Genomic DNA, 20,358 nt, shown 5'->3' with positions numbered 1-20,358 from the left:
GCCTCACACGATCCGGTATCCGTCCGGCGGCACGTGGATGACAAACCTCGCCCCTTCGCCGGGCATCCCGGTCTCCCGGATCGTCATGCCGGTGATGGAGAGGATCTCGCGGACGAGGAAGAGGCCGAGCCCGCCTCCCCCGCCGATGCCGTAGGCGAAGATCTCTTCCTTCCCGGCCTCGGGGATACCGACGCCGTCATCCTCGACGTAGACCGCGAGCCCGTCGTCCCGGAGCTGGTAGGTGACGACGACCTGCGAGACGGTCTTCCCGTGGCGGACCGCGTTCTCGATCAGGTTCGAGAAGACCTTCTCAAGCATCGGGTCGGCGAAGACCTCGACCCGCTCCACCCAGGCTCGGACCGATACCTCGTGGAGCGGCAGTTGCGACGCCGCCCCCCGGACGACCTCCTGGAGAGGCTGCCACGCCGGCGGCCGGAGACCGAGGTCCTGGTAGTCGCGGGTGATCTCCGCACGGCGCTGCACGAGCCGGGCGTCCTCGCAGAGGTCGTCTAAGTAGCGGCGGACGACAGGGTCGCGGAACTGCTGCATGCCGCCGCCGATCCGTCCGAGGAGGCCGGATACCGCTGCCATCAGGTCGTTCCGGGTGAGGCGGCCGAGCATGTTGAGTCTGGTGTTCGCCTCGCGGAGAGCGTCCTCCGCGTTCTTCCGGGCGGTGATATCCACGAGCGTGAGGATGACCCGCCCGTCGGGGAGCCGGCCGCCCGATACGAGCACCCGGACGGCGGCACCGTCCGTGCGGCGGAGGCTCGTCTCGTAGCCGTAGATGGCGTCATCGCGGAAAACCCGCGCCCGGACTTCTTCCCAGGCTCCCGGATCCTCGAAAAATCGCGTCACCGGCTCGCCGACCAGGTCTCTCTCCCGGGAGCCGAGCAGGGCGGTGCCCATATAGTTGGCCTCCTCGATGCGCGGCCCGGTCTCGTCAGGTGCGATGAGGAACGTCGCCGCCTCGGAGTTGTTGAAGATCCCGCGGTAACGCTCCTCCTGCTCCCGGAGCCTCAGGGTCAGGAAGGATACGACCGCACCGACGGCGACGAAGACCGCCGCCCGCGAGAGCGCCGAGACGATCACGCCGGGCTCACCGCCGGCAAACGGCAGGGCCATCGCCAGGTAGCCGAGGCCGAGAGCGAGCGAGAAGACGATGCCGCGGCGGGGGAACCAGTAGGCGGCAAGCACGATCGGCAGGTAGATCAGATGCGGGAGGACGATCGTGATCCCGGCAAAAAGCCCGGCGGCGTTCACGGCAAAGACGATTGCGGCCGATGCCGCGAGCAGGAGAGGCCGCATGCTCGCTCCTGCCGGGAGTGCTGCTCTACGGTGCGTGTTCGGCATGGTTCCTGTAAGGCGCTTTGGTCCCGGCGCCTTAAAATGGATCTGATCGATGTGGCGGCGCGGACGGGCCCGCCGGCTCCTCCTGTGTCCCTTCCCCGGGGACGGGGTCATGCAAAGGCATATGCCCTTCGTTCCGCCATACTTGATCGAACTAACCGGGAGAAACCATGAAGATATCGCTCCTCCAGGTGAATACGGTTGTCGGCGACCTCTCCGGCAACGCCGACCGGATAGCGGCGGGCGTCGAGGAGGCGTCCCGCTTCCGGCCGGACCTGATCGTGACCCCCGAACTCTCCCTGCCCGGCTGCCCCGCCCGGGACCTGCTCCTCGAGAGAGGGTTTGCAGAGCGGGGTCTCTCCGTCCTGGAGGACCTTGCGGCCGACCTTGCCGGCGCGCCGCCGGTCCTCGTCGGCTTTGCGGAGCCGAACCTCTCCGGGAGAGGCCGACCGCTCTACAACGCCGCCGCCCTCCTCCGGGGCGGGGTGGTGGAGGAGACGTTCCGCAAAGCCCGCCTCTCTTCCGGCATCCTCGATGAGGGCCGTTACTTTGAGGCGGCGGCCCCGACCCCGCAGGTCTTCCGCCTCGGCGAAAGGACGATCGGGGTCTGTATCGGCGAGGAGGTCCGGGGCGGCGGGGAGGCGATCGTGAACCTCGCCGCACCGCCGTTTGCCGCCGGCGCTCCCGCCCGGCGGGAGGAGGCGCTCTCCCGCCTTGCAAAAGAGAACGGCGTCCCCATCCTCTCGGCAAACCTCGTCGGCGGGAACGACGACCTCATCTTCGCCGGCCGGAGCTCTGCCTTTGACGCCGGGGGGACCCTCATCGCCCGCGGCGCGGCCTTCGCCGGGGACGTCGTGAACGTCGACCTCGCCCGTCCCACACCGCAGGCGGTCGCTCCTGCCGCCCCGGCACCGGAGTCCGAGATCTGGCAGGCGCTGGTGCTCGGCACCCGCGACTACGTCCACAAGTGCGGCTTTACCTCGGCTCACCTCGGCCTCTCCGGCGGGATCGACTCCTCGCTCGTCGCCTCGATCGCCGTCGAGGCGCTCGGTCCGGAGAACGTCCTCGGCGTGCTCCTCCCCTCCCCCTACACCTCCGCGGCAAGCGTCGAGGACGCCCAGGAACTCGCGGGGAACCTCGGCATCCGGGTGGAGTGCATCCCGATCGCCCCGATGATGGAGGCGTTCGACGGGGCCCTTCAGGGGGTCTTTGCCGGCAGGCCCCGTGACACCACCGAGGAGAACCTGCAGGCGAGGATCCGGGCGACGGTCCTGATGGCGCTCTCGAACAAGTTCGGCTCCATGCTTCTCTCCACCGGGAACAAATCGGAGGCCGCGGTCGGCTACTGCACTCTCTACGGGGATACGGCAGGAGGGCTCTCGGTGATCGCCGACGTCCCGAAGGGGATGGTCTACCGGCTTGCCAGACAGCTGAACAGGGAACGCCCTGTCATCCCCGGCCGGGTGCTCGAGAAGCCCCCCTCCGCGGAGCTCCGGCCCGGCCAGACCGACCAGGAGAGCCTCCCCCCCTATGACCTCCTCGACGCGATCCTCCACCGCCACATCGACTGCTTCGAGTCGCCCGAGAAGATCGTCGCCGCCGGGTATCCCGCGGCGACCGTCTACCAGGTCTTTTTGATGATCCGGCAGACGGAGTTCAAGCGCCGGCAGGCTGCGCCCGGACTCAGGGTGACCGGCCGGGCGTTCAGCACCGACTGGCATATGCCGATCGCTGCGAGGCCCTGGTGGCAGGGGGACGCCCGCTGATGGCGGCGCCCCTCACGAAAGACCTGCTCGCGATCTACGGCGCTCTCCTGGCTGCTCATGGCCACCGGCACTGGTGGCCGGCGAAGACGCCGTTCGAGACGATGATCGGGGCGATCCTCACCCAGAACGTCTCCTGGACGAACGCAGCCCAGGCCGTCCGGAACCTGGAGGACGCCGGGATGCTCGACCCGGACCGGCTCGCCGCGGCCGATGCCGGCGAGATCGCCCGCCTGATCGTCCCGTCCAGGTTCTATAACCAGAAAGCCGGGCGGATCCGGGAGTTCGCCCGGGTCTACGCCGCGGAGTTCGAGGCGGACCCGGCGGTGATGGCCGCCGTGGAGACCGACGCCCTGCGCGAGCGTCTGCTCGCGGTCAGGGGACTCGGAAAAGAGACGGTGGACTCCATCCTGCTGTATGCCTGCAAAAAGCCGGTCTTCGTCGTCGACGCCTACACGCGGCGGATATTCTCGCGCTACGGCCTCATTCCCGAGGATGCGTCATATGACGAGATGCAGCGCCTCTTTACGGAGAGCCTCGCGCCCGACGTGACGCTCTTCAACGAATACCACGCCCAGATCGTCTTCCTCGGGAACACGGTCTGCAGAAAGACGCCGATCTGCGGCCGCTGTCCGATCCGGACGATCGGGGATACGCTCGCGTGCGCCGGCGCGCGGGGGTGATGGGGACGGGCGGCCGCATCTCGCGGCTTCACGCGAAATCCCGTCCCCTTACAACTGTTATCTCATGCGAAGGCGCGAAGACGCGAAGTCAGTATCTTTGCTAGCCACCCATATCTTCGCGTCTTTCGCGACTCGAAACCTGAAGGCCTCTCACGCTCCGGTCCTGATGGACCATCGCGACTCGAAACCTGAAGGCTTCTCACGCTCCGGTCCTGATGGACCATCGCGACTCGCAATTCGCACTTCGCGCGAAACTTCTCCCGCCTACAGTCACTGGCTCACCCGAAGTTGCGAAGTGTGAAACTTGGGCGCCACCGGGTGCAGGGGGGTTCAACGCCTGCTCACTTCTTCCGGTAGATGTTCAGACCGATCTTGATATCCTCATGCTCCGGCACCGAGACGTTGCCCTCGGTGGAGGCGACCGTGATCGATTTTCCGCTCTTTGACTCACCGAACTCTTTTGCGAGGTCCACGCGTATGGTGAGGATGCTCCCCTCGATCGTCATATCGACGTTCTTCATACTCATCCGTCATACGCCCGGACAGATATGCGCTTTGATCGATCGGATCGGGGTGGCGTGGAGCCGTCGGACAACAGGGGAGCGCTGAAGAGTTCTACTGGTGCAGGTTTAGCAGCTTCTGTTTACCCAGCCCGGAATGGCAATCGTTAAATAACCGCCTCACGTTCCATTATTTTAGTTATGGTAGGCAAAATCAAGCGCATGATTGAAACAATCATCGAAAAACGGTCCAACGGAAACGAAACATTGAAGAATACGACCCGTACCAAGTTGATCATCAAGGGATACAGCCCCGAACGCTGGACATCACAGTCCGAGGACGATCCGGCAAAGATTGCAGAACTCAGGCAGATCGCCCGGGATATGGGCGTAGAGATCTAGGAGGTTTTTTCATGAGCGTTACTACCGCTTCTACAACGGCACTATCGATCGAGCAGGCTGTCGACGAAATCAGGGATCAGTGCAGCGGAATCTCTCCACGGCTGGTGCTCTTCTTCGCATCCTCCCGGTACAACCCGGCGTCGATCGGCAGAGCGATGCACGATGCATTCCCTGGAGCTCAGGTCATCGGCTGCTCGACCGCCGGGGAGATCACCAGCGGCCGGGTTATGAAGGACTCGATTGTTGCCATGGCGTTTGACGAGGGCACTATCGAGGGTGTCGCCTGCAGTGCCGTCACCGACATAACCTCTCCTGATGCACTTGCGGATGCCGTCAGGGGGCTCGAAGGCGGTATCGGTACGCCGCTCAGGGAGCTCGATTTCCAGAAATACGTGGGGGTTATCCTGATCGACGGGTTGAGCGGTGCCGAGGAGCAGGTAATGGACCGGCTCGGAGACCTGACCGACGTGGCGTTCATCGGTGGCTCTGCAGGTGACGACCTCAAATTTCAGTCTACCCATGTCTACCTGAACGGGGCGGCATATACCGGCGCTGCCGTGCTCGCGCTCCTGAAACCCGCCGGTGAGTTCGACATTATCAAGACCCAGAGTTTCCGGACCCTGGATGCCGTCCTCGTGCCGACGAAAGTGAACGAGGAACGGCGCGAGGTCATCGAGTTCAACGGGATGCCTGCGGTCCTCGCGTACGCGAGAGCGCTCGGTGTCTCCGTCGAGGATGCGCCGAAGAGGTTCATGCACAACCCGGTCGGACTCGTGACCGGTGACGACTTCTTCGTCAGGAGTCCCCGGCAGATCGACGGCGGCGGCATCCTCTTCTACTGTAAGGTCAAGGAGGGAATGGAACTCGCGCTGCTGGAAGCCACGGATATCGTCGAAGACACCCGCAGGGCCGTCGACGAGAAAGTCCGACAGCTGGGCGGAGCCTCTGCCCTCATCAACTTCCACTGCATCCTGAGGGCGCTGGAACTCGAGGAAAAAGGGCAGGAAGAGGCATACGGGTCGATATTCACCGATATCCCGACGATCGGGTTTTCCACCTACGGCGAGGAGTACATCGGGCACATCAACCAGACCTCGACGATGCTCATCTTCAAATAACCTCTTTTTTTGGCCGGGGACGGCAAACGCTATCCCGGCCCCGGTCCAACCCTACCGGCAAACCGGACTACGTGGCGCGATGGAGACAAAACACAGCATTCTTGAGAGATACTTCGGCTACACCTCGTTCCTCCCCCACCAGGAGGAGATCGTCGATGCCGTGCTTGCCAGAAAGGATGTTCTCGCCGTCATGGCGACCGGGGGCGGCAAGTCCCTCTGCTACCAGCTCCCGGCGCTCGTCTTTGAGGGGCTGACGGTCGTCGTCTCCCCGCTCATCGCCCTGATGAAGGACCAGGTCGACAGCCTACGGGCAAACGGCGTTGCGGCCGCGACGATCAACAGCTCGCTCGGCTACGGGGAGCAGAAGATCATCGAGCGGGTCATCCTCGAAGGCCGCATCCGGCTCCTCTATGTCTCGCCGGAACGGGCCGTTCAGCCGGCATTCCTCTCGCTCCTCTCAAGGGCGGACGTCCGGCTCATCGCCATCGACGAGGCGCACTGCATATCGATGTGGGGCCACAACTTCCGGCCGGAGTACCGCCGGCTCCGGGTGCTCAAGGAGCGGTTCCCGCGGGTCCCGGTCATCGCCCTGACCGCGACCGCGATCCCCGCCGTCCAGGACGACATCGTTGCAGAGCTCGCCCTGAAGAGCCCGGTCCGGTTCGTCGGGAGCTTCAACCGCAAGAACCTCACCTACCGGGTGGTGCCCAAAGCCCGCTATTTCCCGAGACTCGTCGCTTACCTGAACGAGCACCGGGACGACGCCGGGATCGTCTATGCCGCAACGAGGGAGGGGGTCGAGACGCTCGCGACGAAACTCCGGAGCAAGGGTTTTTCAGCGCTCCCTTACCATGCAGGCCTACCTGAGACCGTCCGCACGGAGCACCAGGAAGCCTTCTCCCACGGTGACGCCACGATCATCTGTGCCACCATCGCCTTCGGGATGGGGATCGACAAACCCGACGTCCGGTTCGTCATCCACACCGACCTCCCCAGGGACCTGGAGTCCTACTACCAGGAGACCGGGCGGGCGGGGCGGGACGGGGACCCGGCCGACTGCATCCTCTTCTACAGCCGGGGCGACTACGGCATGATCCGGTTCCTCATCGAGAAGGAGTCTGCCGATGCGGGCATAAAGGACGTGGCCTACCGGAAGGCGGGAGCGATGCTCGACTACTGCGAGACCACCGGGTGCCGGAGGAAGTTCCTGCTCGCCTACTTCGGCGAGGCTTACCCTGGAGATCGGTGCGGCGGGTGCGACCGGTGCGAGACGCAGGTCCAGGTCTTTGACGGGACGGAGGCCGCATCGGCGATCGTCGCCTGCATCCGCGAAACAGGAGAGCGCTTCGGGGCATCCTACATCGCGGACGTCCTGAGCGGAGCGAAGACCGCGAGGATCCGCGAGAACGGGCACGATACCCTCCCCGCCTACGGCTCGGGCAGGGGCTACACCCGCGATCAGTGGCTCCTCTTCATCCAGGAGATGGTCCGGAAAGGGTTCGTCGCGTCGACCGGAGGCCGCTATCCGGTCGTCGTACTGAACGACCGGAGCCGGGCGGTGACGGGCGGCGGTCTCGCGGTGCCGCTCACGGAGCCACAGCCAGAGGGCGTCGTCGCGGCGGAGGCGGAGGAGGACTACGACGAGGCCCTCTTCGCCAGGCTCCGCAGTCTTCGGAAGGTCCTCGCCGACCTCGAGAACGTGCCGCCGTTCGTCATCTTCAATGACCGGAGCCTGCGGGAGATGGCGAGACGCCGCCCGGCGAGCGGCGTCGAGCTCCTCCGGATCTCCGGCGTCAGCGAGGCGAAACTGCAGCGTTACGGCAGGAGATTCCTCGACGCCATCGAGAAGCACTGTGCCGGGCAGGGGGCCGGGCCGAAGCGACGCCGCGGGTGATGAGCGGCCGTCCCGGCTCCCTCTTTCCCGTCTTGCTGCGTATCCGATGACTCTTTTGCGGTGTCCCAAGAGGACGGAGCGTTCAGGAGCCGGCGAAGCCGGAGGGGATGACGAAGAACCGGACGGTGGGTTGCAGTGGTCGCACTTCCGGCAGGTACCGGAGAGGAGTATATCTGTGGAACAGACGGTGGATCAATCCTGCCCACTAAAAATATATCGATATTAATATATATTTCAGAATATTATCCCTTCTTCGCAGACCGGGGGTGTATCAGCAACTGCACCAACCGCCGATTCACAGAAGATCAACCGATAACGCAACCTTCAAGGTACCCGCTTACCGCCCCGTAAGGGCTCACACGACCGCCTATAGCCGCCCATCCACCCGTATGCCGTGACTCGAATGCAATGACGCCGGCGTGTTCTGATACACCTGCCTTGCCCGGGCAAACTGCTTAAGGAGTTGACGTGATGGGAAAGAAGAGCAGAATTCTGATCTTCATATTGTTAGCCTCGGCATTGGCGACCATCGCCGGTGCCGCCGCTGTAGATATCTCTGTGGTATGGAATAAGACATACGGTGGACCCGGTGCAAACGACTCGGCATACGCGATCGTTCAGGTGCCAGGGGATAGAGGATACCTCTTTGCCGGCGAGACCGGGTCGTTCGGTGCGGGAGAGGCAGACGCCTGGCTGGTAAATCTGACCGGATCGGGCGACGAGCGATGGAACAGAACCTATGGCGGCCCGGAAAAAGATACAGCCCGCGCACTGATCAACACCTCGGACGGGAATCTCCTCCTTGCAGGGACACTCACCTATGTCACCGAAGAGAACCGGAAGGATACCGACGCCTGGGTGATGAAACTCACTCCTCAGGGCGAGATCCTCTGGAATGAGACCTTCGGCGGACCGGACGTCAACATCTCGACGTTCGCGGTTGCCGGAGCATCGGACGGAGGCTACATCATTGCGGGTGAGACAGCGTTGTGGGGCGAACCGGATACCGATGCCCTGGTGATCAAACTCAACAGTTCCGGATACGAGGAATGGACCCGGACCTTCGGGGAACCGGGGTGGAACGACTCGGCCTATGCGGTTGTTGAGACCGAATCAGGTGAGATCGGTGTTGCAGGAAGCACGGAATCGTTCGAGTCGTTCGGAACGGATGCACTCATCCTGAAGCTCGACTCCTCCGGGAACGAGCTCTGGAACGTGACCTTCGGCGGTCAGGAGAACGATACTGCCCGTTCGATCGTCCTTGCTCCGGACGGGGACTTCGTCTTCGCCGGGAGTTACATGAGCCGGACCGCCCCCAACAGTACGGAGGATGACGCCCTGGTCGCCAAAATCAATCCCGACGGAGAGATCGTCTGGAACTGGACCTATGGAGACGCGAACGAGAACGAGTCGGCCGAATCGATCATCGCCACCTTCGGCGGCGGGTACCTCTTTGCCGGCAGGAGCGGGAATCTTTCTACCGACAACGACGCCTGGGTCGTGAAACTTGATAGCCTTGGGGCCGTCGAGGGCGACCTGGCGTTTGGAGGTGTAAACCCGGGTGACCGGGCCGCATCGGTCGTCCAGACAGCGGCATCCGGGTATGTTGTCGCCGGAACTTTCAACAACACGGCGATAGGCGGCACGCCAGAGACCGATGCCTGGGTCGTGAAACTTGCAACGATAGAGAAGAGTGTGACACAGCCACCGGCAAAACCGCCGAAACCGCCGAGGGTCTGCCCCGTGCAGTGCCCCCCGCCGACACCGAAGCCGAAACCGCCCGCACCAACAACCGGATGCATCGGTAACTTCGTCTGGAACGATACCAATGCCAACGGTATCCAGGACAAAGACGAGGGAGTGATAACCGGAGTCACCGTCACCCTCCTCGATGCGCAGCAGCGGACGATCACCACCACGACTACCACCTCCCGGGGATACTCCTTCAGCGGTCTCAACCCCGGCAATTATTACATCAGGTTCAGCCTCCCGCAGGGCTACGCGTTCACCGTGAAGGATGCCGGTCAGAACGATAGACTGGACAGCGATGCGAACGTAACGACCGGCAGGACCGACAGGATCTCCCTGAAAGCAGGAGAATGGCAGTGCTGGTGGGATGCCGGGCTGATCAGGCAGCAGGAACCGCCGGTGCCGAACACAACCGCAAACAGCACTATCGGCGGTTTCGTCTGGAACGATACCGACGGTAACGGCCTCCAGGACGAAGAGGAGGGGGGCATCGCCGATGCCGGCGTCGAACTCTACCACATAAATGAGACACTCGTTAACTCCACAACAACAGATGCAAACGGGACCTACGAGTTCGATGCCCTCCTGGCGGGCGACTACTACCTGCACTTTGAACTGCCGGACGGCTTCAACTTCACACCGATGGACCAGGGTACCGACGACGCTCTTGACAGCGACGCCGACCCGGCAACGGGGAGGACGGAGAAGATCACGCTCGCCGAAAACGAGACGCAGTCCGACTGGGATGCCGGGGCGAACGTGACGGCTGTAATAGAACCAGCTGACGAGAACGCCACCATCGGCGGCTTTGTCTGGAATGACACGAACGCGAACGCGCTTCAGGACGAGGGCGAAGAAGGGGTGCCCGGGGTACTCGTGCGGCTCCTCTACGAAAATGAGAGCCAGGTCACGGATGCGGCCGGAACCCCCGTTGAAACGACCACAGGAGAAGACGGATACTACACCCTGCAGGGCGTGGTCGGCACGACCTACATCGTCGAGGTCATGCCACCTGAAGGCTTCACCTTTGTTGCGCCGGATGCCGGGGATGACACGCTGGACAGCGACATCCTCCCGGAGACCGGCCGGACCGGGCCCTTTGAACTGACGGGAGAGGGCCTCACCCGCGATGCAGGACTCGCGGTATCCGAAGAAGCGACCGCTACTGTCGGCGGGATTGCCTGGAACGATACGGACGCGAACGGTATCCGGGATGCCGGCGAGATGGGACTCGCGGGGATCGTGGTGACCCTCCTCGACATGGGTGGTGCGGAAGCCGGGACGATGATGACGGATGATGCCGGAGCCTACCGGTTTACTGATGTTGCCGCCGGGGCCTACGCCGTGCGTTTCACGCCGCCGGAGGGCTACACCTTCAGCCCGGCAGGCGAGGACAGCACCGCCGATCCCGCCACCGGTACGACGCCGCAGTTTGAACTCGACCCGGGCGAGGAGCAGACCGACTGGAACGCGGGGCTCGTACCGCCGGTCGCGGAAGGAGAGGTGACGCCGGAGGAGGAAGTGACGCCGGAAGAAGAGATGACACCTGAAGAAGAAGTGACTCCGGAAGAGGAGATAACACCTGAAGAGGAGGTGACGCCGGAAGAAGAGACAACACCTGAAGAGGAGGTGACGCCGGAAGAGGAGATGACACCGCAAGGAGAGACGAATGAAAGCGGCATTGTGTATGTGTAGGCCCGCGGGAGAGACTCCTCTGTCCGGGCGAGGCAGCACCGGGCGCTTCCGGCGCGGAGATTGTGCGGAGAGCGGCCCCTTTGCCGGGAGGCCGGTGCCGACCGGAAGTTCCCCTTTTTTTGGCGTGCGCTCTGCGGCAGACCGCTCAAACATCCTGAACAGGTCCCGCAACACCGTTCTAAACTCGATGTCTTAATGAGCAAGGAACGCCAACGCGCAATGTATTGGCACCATGCGGCTCATATCGTGGAACATAGATCTCTTCCGCTCCGGTTTAAAGAGCGTGGAGAAGAAGGTCGAAGCAGTCTGCCAGCATTCGCCGGATATCGTCGCCTTCCAGGAAGTGACGGACCGGGCACTGCCGCTCTTCCGTGAAGAACTGGAGAACTTCGGGCTGGTCTACTCCGTCGACAGCCTGGGCCTGGTGGAGATCGCCCGGGTGGCATATATGGCCGAGCGTCTGAACGAACTCCGTTCGCGGAACGCGAACGATCCCTTCCAGTTCGCATACAACATCTCCCGGCTCTCCGAGCAGTGCTCGCCGACCGCCGAAGCGAAGGACTACGGGTGCCTTATCGCGAGCAGGTATCCCCTCACGCCGTTAAACCCGCTCGACTTCGACATCCCGTGGAAGCAGCGGCTGGTCTCCGCCGCCGTCAGCGCACCCACGGGCGAGTTCGAGCTCCACAACGCTCATGTGCCGACGGCGATAGGCGGCCGGAGGAACGAGATCGTCAAGGCGGAAACGCTGGTCGGGATCTACCAGCGTCTCGCCGTGAGATCGATGAGGCCGCGGATCCTCTGCGGTGACCTCCATATCCCTGAAGCGGAACTCTCCGACGGAACGATCGTCCCCTTCTACCGCGACATCGTCCCGGACGAGGCCTATACCACCACGGTCTCCGAGAACGACGAGTATCTCGGCCGGCCGAGGAAGTGGTGGTATAACGCCGAGATGAACGTCCTCTCCGGCCTTGCGGAGTACGACCTCCCCGACGTCTTCCGGAGACTGCACGGCTACCGGGCACGGGAGTACAGCTGGTGCCCCGACCGCGGCCCCGAGGACGTCCCGAAGTGCAAGCGCTACGACCATGTCTTCGCCTCCGCGCGCCTGAACCCGACGGCGTGCTGGTACCTGCACGACCTCCGGGGGCAGGGGCTGAGCGACCACTCGGCCGTGGTGGTAGACTTCGAGCCGTGAACGATCCTTTCGCTCCACAGGGGGCCGCTTCCCGGTTCTAAACTATTTTCCCGCATCGGGGCTAACGCTTCCCCCGGAAGTGACGGAAGCGTGAAGATTGCCGCAATAGTGGGAAGCCCGCGGGGGATGCGGAGCAGGACGAGAAAACTTGCAGGCCTCGTGCTTGCCGGGGCCGAAAGTGCCGGGGCCGGGGTCGACCTCATCGACCTCGCCGACCTCCAGATCGTCCCCTGCACCGCCTGCGAGAGTTGCAGCCTGGATGGAACGTGCGTCTTTGCCGATGACTTTGCTGCCGCATACGACCGGATGCTGGACGCCGACGGGCTGGTGCTCGCCTCGCCGGTCTACGTCGACAACGTCAGCGGGCAGATGAAGGTCTTCATCGACCGTCTGGCGGACGCCATCCACTACCAGACTCTCGCCGGGAAGTACGGCTGCAGTCTCGCGACCACGCAGGTATCGGGCGGCGACGCGGTCGTCGGCTACCTGAACCACGCCCTCAACTATCTCGGGGTGGCGGCGGTCGGAGGGATGAGCGTCGCGCTCGACGACGGCCCGGAGGCGATCGACCGGGCGGAGCCGGCGGCACGCGATCTCGGCCGGCGGCTCGTCCGTGCCCTCGGCGACCGGCCGCGATACCCGGACCAGGAGGCCGAAATGGCGGAGAACCGGGATTATTTTGCCGGGATAGTGCGGGCGAACCGGGACTGGCGGCCGGACGAGTACGAACGGTGGGTGCGGGAAGGCTGGATCAGGGACGAGTGAGACCGGGCGGCTGTAACGGTCTCAACCACTCTTTCCCAAGCCCGGGCAGCCGCGTTACACACACGCGAGCTCCAGTACTTCACTAATGTTGTGAGGAAGCCCGCTCGAAGGTAAACCATCGACCTCGCGTCGCACCTAGCGGTGCTCGAACTCCGGACCCGCACCTTCGGTGCTCCAGCTCCGTTCCGTTGGAACGTCGCACCCTTCGGCCCATCGCACTTCGCCCCCCCTTCGCGGCTTCGCGTCTTCGTGTGAGACTGTATCGATATCAGCACCAAGTACCTCACGCGAAGTGCGAGCGTAAGCGAGCTTGAGCACCGCAGGTGCGAGGCGCGAAGAACGCGAAGTCCAGTGTCCGGGGTACCGTCAGCGCTTCTTCGCACCTTCGGTGCTTGAGCTCCAGTCGTTCGACCCGCCCGCACATCGCGGCGTTGCGCGAGACCGCATCACGTGATGCCAGGTGCAAGATTTAGCGAAGTATTGAGTTCTGTCAACAGGGATCAAAAGGCGCCGTGCTCTTCGCCACGGCCCGGACATAAACAGTGAGCGCCGGGAGGGAGATTTGAACTCCCGAGGTGCCAGGCACCAGAGGCTTTCAAGGCCACCGCCTTCCCGGACTAGACTATCCCGGCTCGCCTTAACCTATTGGTCGGCGGATAAAAAAAGGTTGTTCATCCCCGGCGCGCGAGGACGACCGCAAGGAGTGCGAGGAGCGCGAGGAGCGCGGGGACCGGTGCGGCCTGCGCCGGGGTGGGAACCGCGTCTCCGAAGAGGCCGGGCGCGGTCTGGCTCACCCGGACTGCGTCCGCGTTCGACGCCGAGACCTGCACCGCTCCGCTGTCGTTGTAGCTCATAGGGTAGACCTTCACGTAGACCGGGCCTCCCCGTGCCGCAACCGTCACGGTCTCCGGCTCGAGCATGCCCTTGTCGTTGACTTTGCGGGAGTTGTTGTCCTCGTCGATGTACTCGACCACCCAGTCGATCCCGGCCGACGTCACGATCGTCACCGTGCCGCTCTTCGTATCAACCTCAAAGTATGCCGGGGCGGACCGCGTCGCGGGGGCGCTCGCGGAGATCATCGCCGGCGTCGCCGTCGGGCCGGGGGTTCCGGAGATCACGAACTCACGGGTGCCGATGTAGCCCCTGGAATCTCCGAAGGTGACCCTGTAGACGCCCGCGGCGGAGATGGGCACCGCCGTAGAGAACGCCCCGTCGGCGTTGGTGGCGATGAACTTCGGCCCGTAGACGGTGGCGCCCTGGTGCTCGACCTCGATCTGCACGCCGGCGCTACCGATCCCGCTGATCGCGCCCCGGAGGTCGAGGCTGCCGTCGAACTCCTGATTCGACGGAGAATCTACCCTGAGATCCCCTGAACGGTCGACCAGAGTGACGAAGAGCTGGGTCTTTGAAGTACTCCCGAAGGTGGTCCGCGTGGGATCGATGATCTCGATCAGGTACTGGCCTGCAGTAAGGCCCCCGGTATCAAACGTCGCGGAGAACCTGCCGTCCTGCTGCACGACGATCGTCTTCCGGGCCACTTCGCGTTTTGCGTGCTGGACATTATACAGGATGATCTCCGTGCTGAATCCCGGGCTGAGCGAAGGCGTTCCGGCCTCTCCCAGAATCGAGGTGCCCGTGACATCGAGCGGGCTGCCGACGTACACGGTCTGCGGCCCGCTGATTGCGACGTACGCGGCAGACACCGTGCCGACAAGCACCATCGCAGCAACAAGCGTCAGCCATGCGATCCTTTTCATACCAGTACATCAACGAATATGAGGTATAATGCTATCCAAATTTACCGAGAAACCGCTGGCGTCCTGGCGGGGGAAAGACCGCTATGACGGGCAGATCCTCGATACGCTGACGGTTATCTTCCGGAGCGGCGGATGCTCCTGGAACCGTTGCCGGATGTGCGGCTACCGGCACGAGCGTTACCCGGACCTCCCCCGGGACGAGCTCGCCGAGCGGCTGATCCGCCAGGTCCGCTGGGTCAAAGAGAACTTCCGCGACGACGATTACCAGATGCTCAAGATCTTCACCTCCGGCAGTTTCTTCGACCCCAACGAGGTCCCCCCTGCAGCCCGCCGCGCCGTCGCGGAGGCGTTCAGGGGCAAGCTCGTCATCGCCGAGACCCGGCCCGAATATGTCGATGCAGAGGCGCTCGAAGAGTTTCGGGACGGCATCGATACCGGCACCTGGTCGCGGCCGCTCGCCGTCGCGATGGGGCTTGAGACCACGAACGACGCCATCAGGGAGAAGAGCATCGATAAGGGGTTCACCTACGCCGACTTCCTCCGCGCCGCAGGGGTCGCACACGCCGCCGGGACCGACGTGAAGGCCTATCTGATGATGAAACCCCCGTTTCTTACCGAGCGCGAGGCCCGCGACGACATGGTCCGCTCCATCAGGGACGTCTCCACGGTCGCCGAGAGCATCTCCATGAACCTCTGCACCGTCCAGAGCAGGACCGAGGTCGAGCGCCTCTGGAACCAGCAGGCCTTCCGCCCGCCCTACCTCTGGAGCGTCCTTGACGTGCTGATCGGATCGCCCGTGCACGTCCTCTGCGACCCCGTCGGCGGCGGGCAGGCCCGCGGCCCACACAACTGCGGCACCTGCGATGGCCCGATCGTGAAGGGGATCGGCGACTACTCGCTGACGGAAGACGTCGAACTCCTCCGTGCCCTCGCCGAGACGGAGTGCGGGTGTAAAGAAGAGTGGGAATTCGTGCTGGAACGGGAAGAACCGTTCTGTATGCCGCTCACCCGCTAGCACTTCTCTTTTTGTTCCTTCAGCTGCTCGCAGAGCAGCGGGAGGAACGTCCCGGCGTCGCTCACGACGCCGATCGCCTGGGTCGTGCCCCGGTCCATCAGTTTCGTCACCGACGCGGGGTTGATATCGACGCAGACCGTCTTGACGTAGGAGGGGAGACAGTTCCCCACGGCGATCGAGTGGAGGAGGGTGCCCACCATCAGCACCATCCCGATATCGTGGATGTGACGGCGCATGGCGTCCTGCGCCTCCACGACGTCCGTGATCACGTCGGGGAGCGGCCCGTCGTCCCGGATAGAGCCGGCGAGCACGAAGGGGACGCCTTTCTTCACGCACTCGTACATGATTCCCCCCGTGACGACCCCCTGGTCGACCGCGTTCTTGATCGACCCGGCCCGCATGATCTCGCTGATGGCGCAGATATGGTGCTTGTGCCCGCCGGTGACGAGCGTGCCCGTCTTCACGTTCATCCCGAGCGACGTCCCGAAGAGGTTGGACTCGATATCGTGCGTGGCGAGCGCGTTGCCCGCAAAGAGCACGTCGATGTAGCCGGTACGGATCATCTTCGCAAGGGCATCGGCCGCTCCCGTGTGGACGATGGCGGGACCGCCGACGAGCGCGATCTTCTCCCCCTTCTGCTTCATCACGAGGATCTCGCGGGCGATCTTTGCGATGATCGCCTCGCTCGGCCGCTCCGACGAGACGGTTCCGTGCATGAACTCGAAGGTGCTGACCTTCCGCGGCCGCTCGGGGTAGACCACCCGCACGCCGCCCTCGCTGACGACGACGAGATTGCCGGCCTTGATCTTCGAGATCGGGGTGCAGAACGCCCTCTTCTGCTCCTCGTCGATCACGATATGGCAGTCCATCTCGATGTTCTCGACAGGCAGCCATTCACCCTGGTATTTGACGAAGGTCGGGTGGTTGGTCGTCGAGTAGAACCCTTTCGGGACGATCCGGTCACCCTCGGCCGGTACAAGGGTGATGTCGTCGATCTCGGGGGTGCGTGCGCCGAGCCGGTGCAGTTCGGAGAGGATGGCCTCGAGTTGCCCCTCTGCGTGAGCCGCCACGCGCAGCCGTGCGTAGCTCGTGTCCGTCTTCTGCTTCCCGACGTTGAACGTGAGGATCTCGAATTCCCCTCCCATATCCATGATCCTGTCAAACACAAGGGTCATAACGCCGGAATCGATGATATGGCCCTCCAGTTCGATTTCCCGGCAGAACTCCATATATAGAGATCGGTGATAGTCGGATAATACAGTTTCCCCGCATGCTCGCGGCGTATCCCGCGACGGGGACCCACTCCGGCTGCGGCAGGCAGCCCCGGAGGCTACGGATTCCGATTCCGGCAGAGGTAATCCTGCACCAGCACGAGCTCCTCGCGCGTGTTGATGTTGAAGACGAGCCTCCGGTCGGGGAGGAGAAGCTGGAGTTCATCCTGGGGGCCGCCGAGGTCGCCCGCCGTCAGGATGTTGATCCCGGCCGGGCAGGCCGGGACGCCGTCGACCGTCTCCACGTACTGCGTGCGGCAGCCGTGCTCTTCGCAGAGGGCGCGGGGGACCCACGTGGAGCAGGCCGCCGTCCCCGCCCGGCGCCAGGCCTCCTCGACGCCGGCGACGATATCGGACGCAAGGCAAGGAAGGTCGGAGACACAGGTGAAGAAGGGCTCTCCGACCCCCGCGAGGTCCGTCGCCGCCGCACGGATATCCTCGACATAGCCGAGCCCTTCGGCCGCATACAGGGCGACCCCCTGCGCCCGGCACCAGTTCTTGGTGAACGGGGTCCGGTGCGAGGCGACCACGACCACCTCGTGTCCTGCAGCCCTAAAAGCGTCGACGACGTAGGCGAGCATCGGCCGCCCGCAGATCGTGACGAGCGGCTTCTCGCCCATCCCGAGCCGGGAGCCCTGCCCCCCGGCCATGATCAGGGCAAGCATGCTTCGAGCGCCTCGATCAGTTGCCGGTTCTCCTCACGGGTCCGCACGGCCACGCGGATATGACAGGGGAGCCCGAACGACCGGCAGTCCCGGACGAGGATGCCGCGCGAGAGGAGCCGTTCGACAAGCAGCTCCGCGGGGAGCGGGATTTCTATAAGGATATAGTTTGCAGACGGCGGCTCGTAGGTGAGGCAGAGGCTCTCAAGGCCGGCAGAGAGCCATTCTCGCTCGCGGGCGATCCGCTCCCGCGACGCACGGAGCAGGTCATAGTGCCGGAAGGCCTCTATGGCAAAGGCCTCGGCAAACGTGTTGACCGTCCAGGGGAGGCGAACCGTCTCCACCCTCGCGATCAGTTCGGGCGTGCCGAACGCGTAGCCGAACCGGATCCCCGGCACGGCGAAGCTCTTCGTCAAGGAGCGCAGGAGAAAGAGATTCTCGTGGCGGACATCGACAACGCTCTGGCGGGGGTCGGCGAGTTCGATGAAGGCCTCGTCGAGGAAGAGGTAGCTCCCCCGGGCGGCCGTCCCAGAGAGCAGCCGGAGGACCTCCTCCCGGCTGCAGAGCCTTCCCGTGGGGTTGTTCGGATTGCAGAGGAACCGGACGGCGGCCCCGGCCTCTTTGGGGGTGCAACGGGCACCGGCAAGCCTCACCGCCATCTCGTACTCGGCAAACGTCGGAGGGACGATGCAGGCGGCGTCTCCCCTGCCGAGCACGGCGGAACAGAACGCGCGGATCAATTCGACGGATCCGTTGCCGACGGCGATCTCATCCGTCCCGCGCCCGAATGCTCTCCCGATCTCCTCTTTGAGCGCCTCATATCGGTCGTCCGGGTAATCATAAAGCGCCGAAGGGTCGGGGTTCCAGGGGATCTCCGGGGGGTAGGGGTTCACGTTGGCGCTGAAGTCGAGCAGCCTGCCCTGCTCCCGGGTGCGGTGCCAGCGCACCCGGCCACCGTGCTCCATCCGTTCGGGAAGGTTATCTCTCATATCTCTGGCAATCCTGTGAAGGTATGTTGTCGGCTGCTATCCATAAAACCGTTATGTCGGACAAAAACTCATTTCAGAAGGTATATATACGATACAAATATTATTATGGCTTATCTGATGAAGTCAGACGAAAAGATCACCGTAGTCTGACAAATGGCAGACTTCAGGCTGCCATATGTCAGATACGAGTGATTGAGATGATGGATCGGATAACTATCAGACTGCCCCGGCAGCAGGTTGAGATGCTCGAGAGGCTGGTGGAGGCTGGCGAGTTCCCCACGGTATCGGAGGCTGTGAGGTATTCGGTCAGGGCGCTTCTGGAGAAACATGGAAACCGTGCTCTACGCGAGGCCGATCAGATTTCATTCCAGGTTTAGGAGGTATTAAATGCAGACGATCATCAACGAGGCGTTAAAACACGCGGAACGCGAAAAATTCCTGAAGACGGATTCGGTTGAGGGAGAAGACGACATCCTCGGCCAGCCGAGGATTGTCATCGTCGGATGCGGCGGTGCGGGCAACAACACCGTCAACCGCCTGTATCACATGCAGGTGAACGGTGCGGAGACGATCGCGATCAACACGGACAAGCAGCACCTGGACATGATCCAGGCGGACAAGAGGGTGCTTGTCGGCAAGTCGCTCACCAAGGGTCTCGGCGCCGGCGGGTTCCCCGACGTCGGCAGGCGTGCGGCCGAGATGGCCCGTCCGACCCTCGAAACCCTGCTCTGCGACGCGGACCTCGTCTTCATCACCGCCGGTATGGGTGGAGGTACCGGCACGGGAACTGCCCCGGTCGTCGCGCAGATCGCAAAGGAGCAGGGTGCGATCGTCGTCGGCATGGTCAGTTATCCCTTCCAGGTCGAGAAGGCCCGGCTTCTTCGTGCGGAAGAAGGGCTTGAGCAGCTCTCGGCCTCGGCCGACTCGGTGATTGTCCTCGACAACAACCGCCTCATCAAGTACGTGCCGAACCTCCCGCTCGGCCAGGCATTCTCGGTCATGGACCAGCTCATCGCGGAGACTGTCAAGGGCATCAGCGAGACGATCACGGAACCGTCTCTCATCAACATCGATTACGCCGACGTACGCGCCATCATGAGCAAGGGAGGCGTCGCCGTGATGCTCGTCGGAGAGAGCAAGCAGCAGAACAAGGCCGAGAGCGTCGTCCACGAATGCCTCAACCACCCCCTGCTCGACATCGACTACCGCGGGGCGACGGGGAGCCTCATCCACATCACGGGCGGCAACGACCTGACTCTCCAGGACGCCGAAGAGATAGCAAGCTCCCTGACCTACGAACTCGACCCCCACGCCGATGTCATCTGGGGAGCGCGGGTGAACAGCGACTACGAGGGAAGAGTCCGCGTCATGGCGGTCATGACCGGCGTCAAGAGCGCGCAGATCCTCGGGAGCCACCGCACCTACGAACCGGCGACACAGCGGTCCGGCGCGCCCATGGGCAGGCGCATCGCCGGAGACGCCCCGAGCGGACACCTCATCGACTTCCTCTGAAGTCACCCAACCCCCTTATATCATTTTGTCCCGAT

17 protein-coding genes and 1 tRNA gene are annotated in these 20,358 nt (G+C 63.5%); 11 read left to right on the top strand and 7 right to left on the bottom strand.

Annotated elements, in window-relative coordinates; genetic code table 11:
- Positions 1 to 3: 3 nt before the first annotated feature.
- Positions 4 to 1,305, bottom strand: a complete 1,302-nt coding sequence (locus tag F8E02_RS08620) for an ATP-binding protein (protein ID WP_317065082.1) — start codon at positions 1,303 to 1,305, stop codon at positions 4 to 6.
- Between the two features lie 212 nt (positions 1,306 to 1,517).
- Between F8E02_RS08620 and F8E02_RS08615 the strand changes: the two genes are divergently transcribed.
- Both F8E02_RS08615 and F8E02_RS08610 read left to right on the top strand, forming a co-directional pair.
- Positions 1,518 to 3,113 (top strand): NAD+ synthase, encoded by a 1,596-nt coding sequence (locus F8E02_RS08615; RefSeq protein ID WP_317065081.1) that lies wholly within the window; start codon positions 1,518 to 1,520, stop codon positions 3,111 to 3,113.
- Positions 3,113 to 3,793: an endonuclease III domain-containing protein gene (locus tag F8E02_RS08610; protein WP_317065080.1), complete on the top strand. Its 681-nt coding sequence runs from the start codon at positions 3,113 to 3,115 to the stop codon at positions 3,791 to 3,793. The genes F8E02_RS08615 and F8E02_RS08610 overlap by 1 nt, the downstream gene beginning before the upstream one ends.
- A gap of 341 nt (positions 3,794 to 4,134) precedes the next feature.
- Here F8E02_RS08610 and F8E02_RS08605 read toward each other — a convergent pair whose 3' ends face one another.
- Positions 4,135 to 4,314, bottom strand: a complete 180-nt coding sequence (locus F8E02_RS08605; protein WP_317065079.1) for a hypothetical protein — start codon at positions 4,312 to 4,314, stop codon at positions 4,135 to 4,137.
- Between the two features lie 201 nt (positions 4,315 to 4,515).
- Here F8E02_RS08605 and F8E02_RS08600 point away from each other — a divergent pair, with 201 nt between their 5' ends.
- The 6 genes from F8E02_RS08600 to F8E02_RS08575 all read left to right on the top strand — a co-directional run bounded on the left by F8E02_RS08600 (position 4,516) and on the right by F8E02_RS08575 (position 13,117).
- On the top strand, positions 4,516 to 4,695 hold the full coding sequence (locus F8E02_RS08600) for a hypothetical protein (protein ID WP_317065078.1): 180 nt from the start codon (positions 4,516 to 4,518) through the stop codon (positions 4,693 to 4,695).
- A gap of 11 nt (positions 4,696 to 4,706) precedes the next feature.
- The gene (locus tag F8E02_RS08595; protein WP_317065077.1) at positions 4,707 to 5,813 is read left to right on the top strand and encodes an FIST signal transduction protein; all 1,107 of its coding nucleotides are present in this window, start codon (positions 4,707 to 4,709) and stop codon (positions 5,811 to 5,813) included.
- A 79-nt stretch (positions 5,814 to 5,892) separates the two neighbouring features.
- Positions 5,893 to 7,707 carry a DNA helicase RecQ gene (recQ, locus tag F8E02_RS08590; protein ID WP_317065076.1) on the top strand — a complete coding sequence of 605 codons (1,815 nt, stop codon included), beginning with the start codon at positions 5,893 to 5,895 and terminating at the stop codon, positions 7,705 to 7,707.
- A 621-nt stretch (positions 7,708 to 8,328) separates the two neighbouring features.
- Positions 8,329 to 11,151 (top strand): SdrD B-like domain-containing protein, encoded by a 2,823-nt coding sequence (locus tag F8E02_RS08585; protein WP_317065075.1) that lies wholly within the window; start codon positions 8,329 to 8,331, stop codon positions 11,149 to 11,151.
- Positions 11,152 to 11,383: 232 nt separating this feature from the next.
- Positions 11,384 to 12,352 carry an endonuclease/exonuclease/phosphatase family protein gene (locus tag F8E02_RS08580; RefSeq protein WP_317065074.1) on the top strand — a complete coding sequence of 323 codons (969 nt, stop codon included), beginning with the start codon at positions 11,384 to 11,386 and terminating at the stop codon, positions 12,350 to 12,352.
- A 90-nt stretch (positions 12,353 to 12,442) separates the two neighbouring features.
- Positions 12,443 to 13,117: a flavodoxin family protein gene (locus tag F8E02_RS08575; RefSeq protein ID WP_317065073.1), complete on the top strand. Its 675-nt coding sequence runs from the start codon at positions 12,443 to 12,445 to the stop codon at positions 13,115 to 13,117.
- A 547-nt stretch (positions 13,118 to 13,664) separates the two neighbouring features.
- On the opposite strand, the gene F8E02_RS08570 is transcribed toward F8E02_RS08575, so the two are convergent.
- A tRNA-Ser gene (locus F8E02_RS08570) sits at positions 13,665 to 13,749 on the bottom strand.
- Positions 13,750 to 13,788: 39 nt separating this feature from the next.
- Positions 13,789 to 14,874: a hypothetical protein gene (locus tag F8E02_RS08565; RefSeq protein WP_317065072.1), complete on the bottom strand. Its 1,086-nt coding sequence runs from the start codon at positions 14,872 to 14,874 to the stop codon at positions 13,789 to 13,791.
- 28 nt (positions 14,875 to 14,902) lie between these two features.
- Here F8E02_RS08565 and F8E02_RS08560 point away from each other — a divergent pair, with 28 nt between their 5' ends.
- A complete protein-coding gene (locus F8E02_RS08560; protein WP_317065071.1) occupies positions 14,903 to 15,889 on the top strand; it encodes an archaeosine biosynthesis radical SAM protein RaSEA in 987 nt (328 codons plus the stop codon).
- Here the strand turns inward: F8E02_RS08560 and F8E02_RS08555 are convergent.
- From F8E02_RS08555 to F8E02_RS08545, 3 genes are all read right to left on the bottom strand, one after another.
- The gene (locus tag F8E02_RS08555) at positions 15,886 to 17,118 is read right to left on the bottom strand and encodes an ornithine cyclodeaminase (RefSeq protein WP_317065070.1); all 1,233 of its coding nucleotides are present in this window, start codon (positions 17,116 to 17,118) and stop codon (positions 15,886 to 15,888) included. The genes F8E02_RS08560 and F8E02_RS08555 overlap by 4 nt on opposite strands.
- A 101-nt stretch (positions 17,119 to 17,219) precedes the next feature.
- Positions 17,220 to 17,825 carry an NTP transferase domain-containing protein gene (locus F8E02_RS08550; RefSeq protein WP_317065069.1) on the bottom strand — a complete coding sequence of 202 codons (606 nt, stop codon included), beginning with the start codon at positions 17,823 to 17,825 and terminating at the stop codon, positions 17,220 to 17,222.
- Positions 17,813 to 18,811 (bottom strand): pyridoxal phosphate-dependent aminotransferase, encoded by a 999-nt coding sequence (locus tag F8E02_RS08545; protein WP_317065068.1) that lies wholly within the window; start codon positions 18,809 to 18,811, stop codon positions 17,813 to 17,815. The genes F8E02_RS08550 and F8E02_RS08545 overlap by 13 nt, the downstream gene beginning before the upstream one ends.
- Positions 18,812 to 19,008: 197 nt before the next feature.
- On the opposite strand from F8E02_RS08545, the gene F8E02_RS08540 reads away from it, so the two are divergent.
- Together F8E02_RS08540 and ftsZ are read left to right on the top strand one after the other, a co-directional pair.
- On the top strand, positions 19,009 to 19,188 hold the full coding sequence (locus tag F8E02_RS08540; RefSeq protein WP_317065167.1) for a ribbon-helix-helix domain-containing protein: 180 nt from the start codon (positions 19,009 to 19,011) through the stop codon (positions 19,186 to 19,188).
- Between the two features lie 10 nt (positions 19,189 to 19,198).
- On the top strand, positions 19,199 to 20,323 hold the full coding sequence (gene ftsZ / locus F8E02_RS08535) for a cell division protein FtsZ (RefSeq protein WP_317065067.1): 1,125 nt from the start codon (positions 19,199 to 19,201) through the stop codon (positions 20,321 to 20,323).
- Positions 20,324 to 20,358: the final 35 nt, after the last annotated feature.

Source organism: Methanoculleus caldifontis, assembly GCF_032842345.1.
Lineage (GTDB): Archaea > Halobacteriota > Methanomicrobia > Methanomicrobiales > Methanoculleaceae > Methanoculleus > Methanoculleus caldifontis.
Note: the sequence above shows the minus strand (reverse complement) of the source record. Positions and strands in the feature narration are given on the sequence as shown.

What these genes read in the sequence shown, in the direction of transcription:
- F8E02_RS08560 (WP_317065071.1), top strand. Translation starts at nt 14,903, where the DNA reads ATGCTATCCAAATTTACCGAGAAACCGCTGGCGTCCTGGCGGGGGAAA.
- F8E02_RS08565 (WP_317065072.1), bottom strand. Translation starts at nt 14,874, where the DNA reads ATGAAAAGGATCGCATGGCTGACGCTTGTTGCTGCGATGGTGCTTGTC.
- F8E02_RS08580 (WP_317065074.1), top strand. Translation starts at nt 11,384, where the DNA reads ATGCGGCTCATATCGTGGAACATAGATCTCTTCCGCTCCGGTTTAAAG.
- F8E02_RS08620 (WP_317065082.1), bottom strand. Translation starts at nt 1,305, where the DNA reads ATGCGGCCTCTCCTGCTCGCGGCATCGGCCGCAATCGTCTTTGCCGTG.
- F8E02_RS08555 (WP_317065070.1), bottom strand. Translation starts at nt 17,118, where the DNA reads ATGGAGTTCTGCCGGGAAATCGAACTGGAGGGCCATATCATCGATTCC.
- recQ (WP_317065076.1), top strand. Translation starts at nt 5,893, where the DNA reads ATGGAGACAAAACACAGCATTCTTGAGAGATACTTCGGCTACACCTCG.
- ftsZ (WP_317065067.1), top strand. Translation starts at nt 19,199, where the DNA reads ATGCAGACGATCATCAACGAGGCGTTAAAACACGCGGAACGCGAAAAA.
- F8E02_RS08595 (WP_317065077.1), top strand. Translation starts at nt 4,707, where the DNA reads ATGAGCGTTACTACCGCTTCTACAACGGCACTATCGATCGAGCAGGCT.
- F8E02_RS08600 (WP_317065078.1), top strand. Translation starts at nt 4,516, where the DNA reads ATGATTGAAACAATCATCGAAAAACGGTCCAACGGAAACGAAACATTG.
- F8E02_RS08615 (WP_317065081.1), top strand. Translation starts at nt 1,518, where the DNA reads ATGAAGATATCGCTCCTCCAGGTGAATACGGTTGTCGGCGACCTCTCC.
- F8E02_RS08610 (WP_317065080.1), top strand. Translation starts at nt 3,113, where the DNA reads ATGGCGGCGCCCCTCACGAAAGACCTGCTCGCGATCTACGGCGCTCTC.
- F8E02_RS08605 (WP_317065079.1), bottom strand. Translation starts at nt 4,314, where the DNA reads ATGAAGAACGTCGATATGACGATCGAGGGGAGCATCCTCACCATACGC.
- F8E02_RS08545 (WP_317065068.1), bottom strand. Translation starts at nt 18,811, where the DNA reads ATGAGAGATAACCTTCCCGAACGGATGGAGCACGGTGGCCGGGTGCGC.
- F8E02_RS08540 (WP_317065167.1), top strand. Translation starts at nt 19,009, where the DNA reads ATGATGGATCGGATAACTATCAGACTGCCCCGGCAGCAGGTTGAGATG.
- F8E02_RS08550 (WP_317065069.1), bottom strand. Translation starts at nt 17,825, where the DNA reads ATGCTTGCCCTGATCATGGCCGGGGGGCAGGGCTCCCGGCTCGGGATG.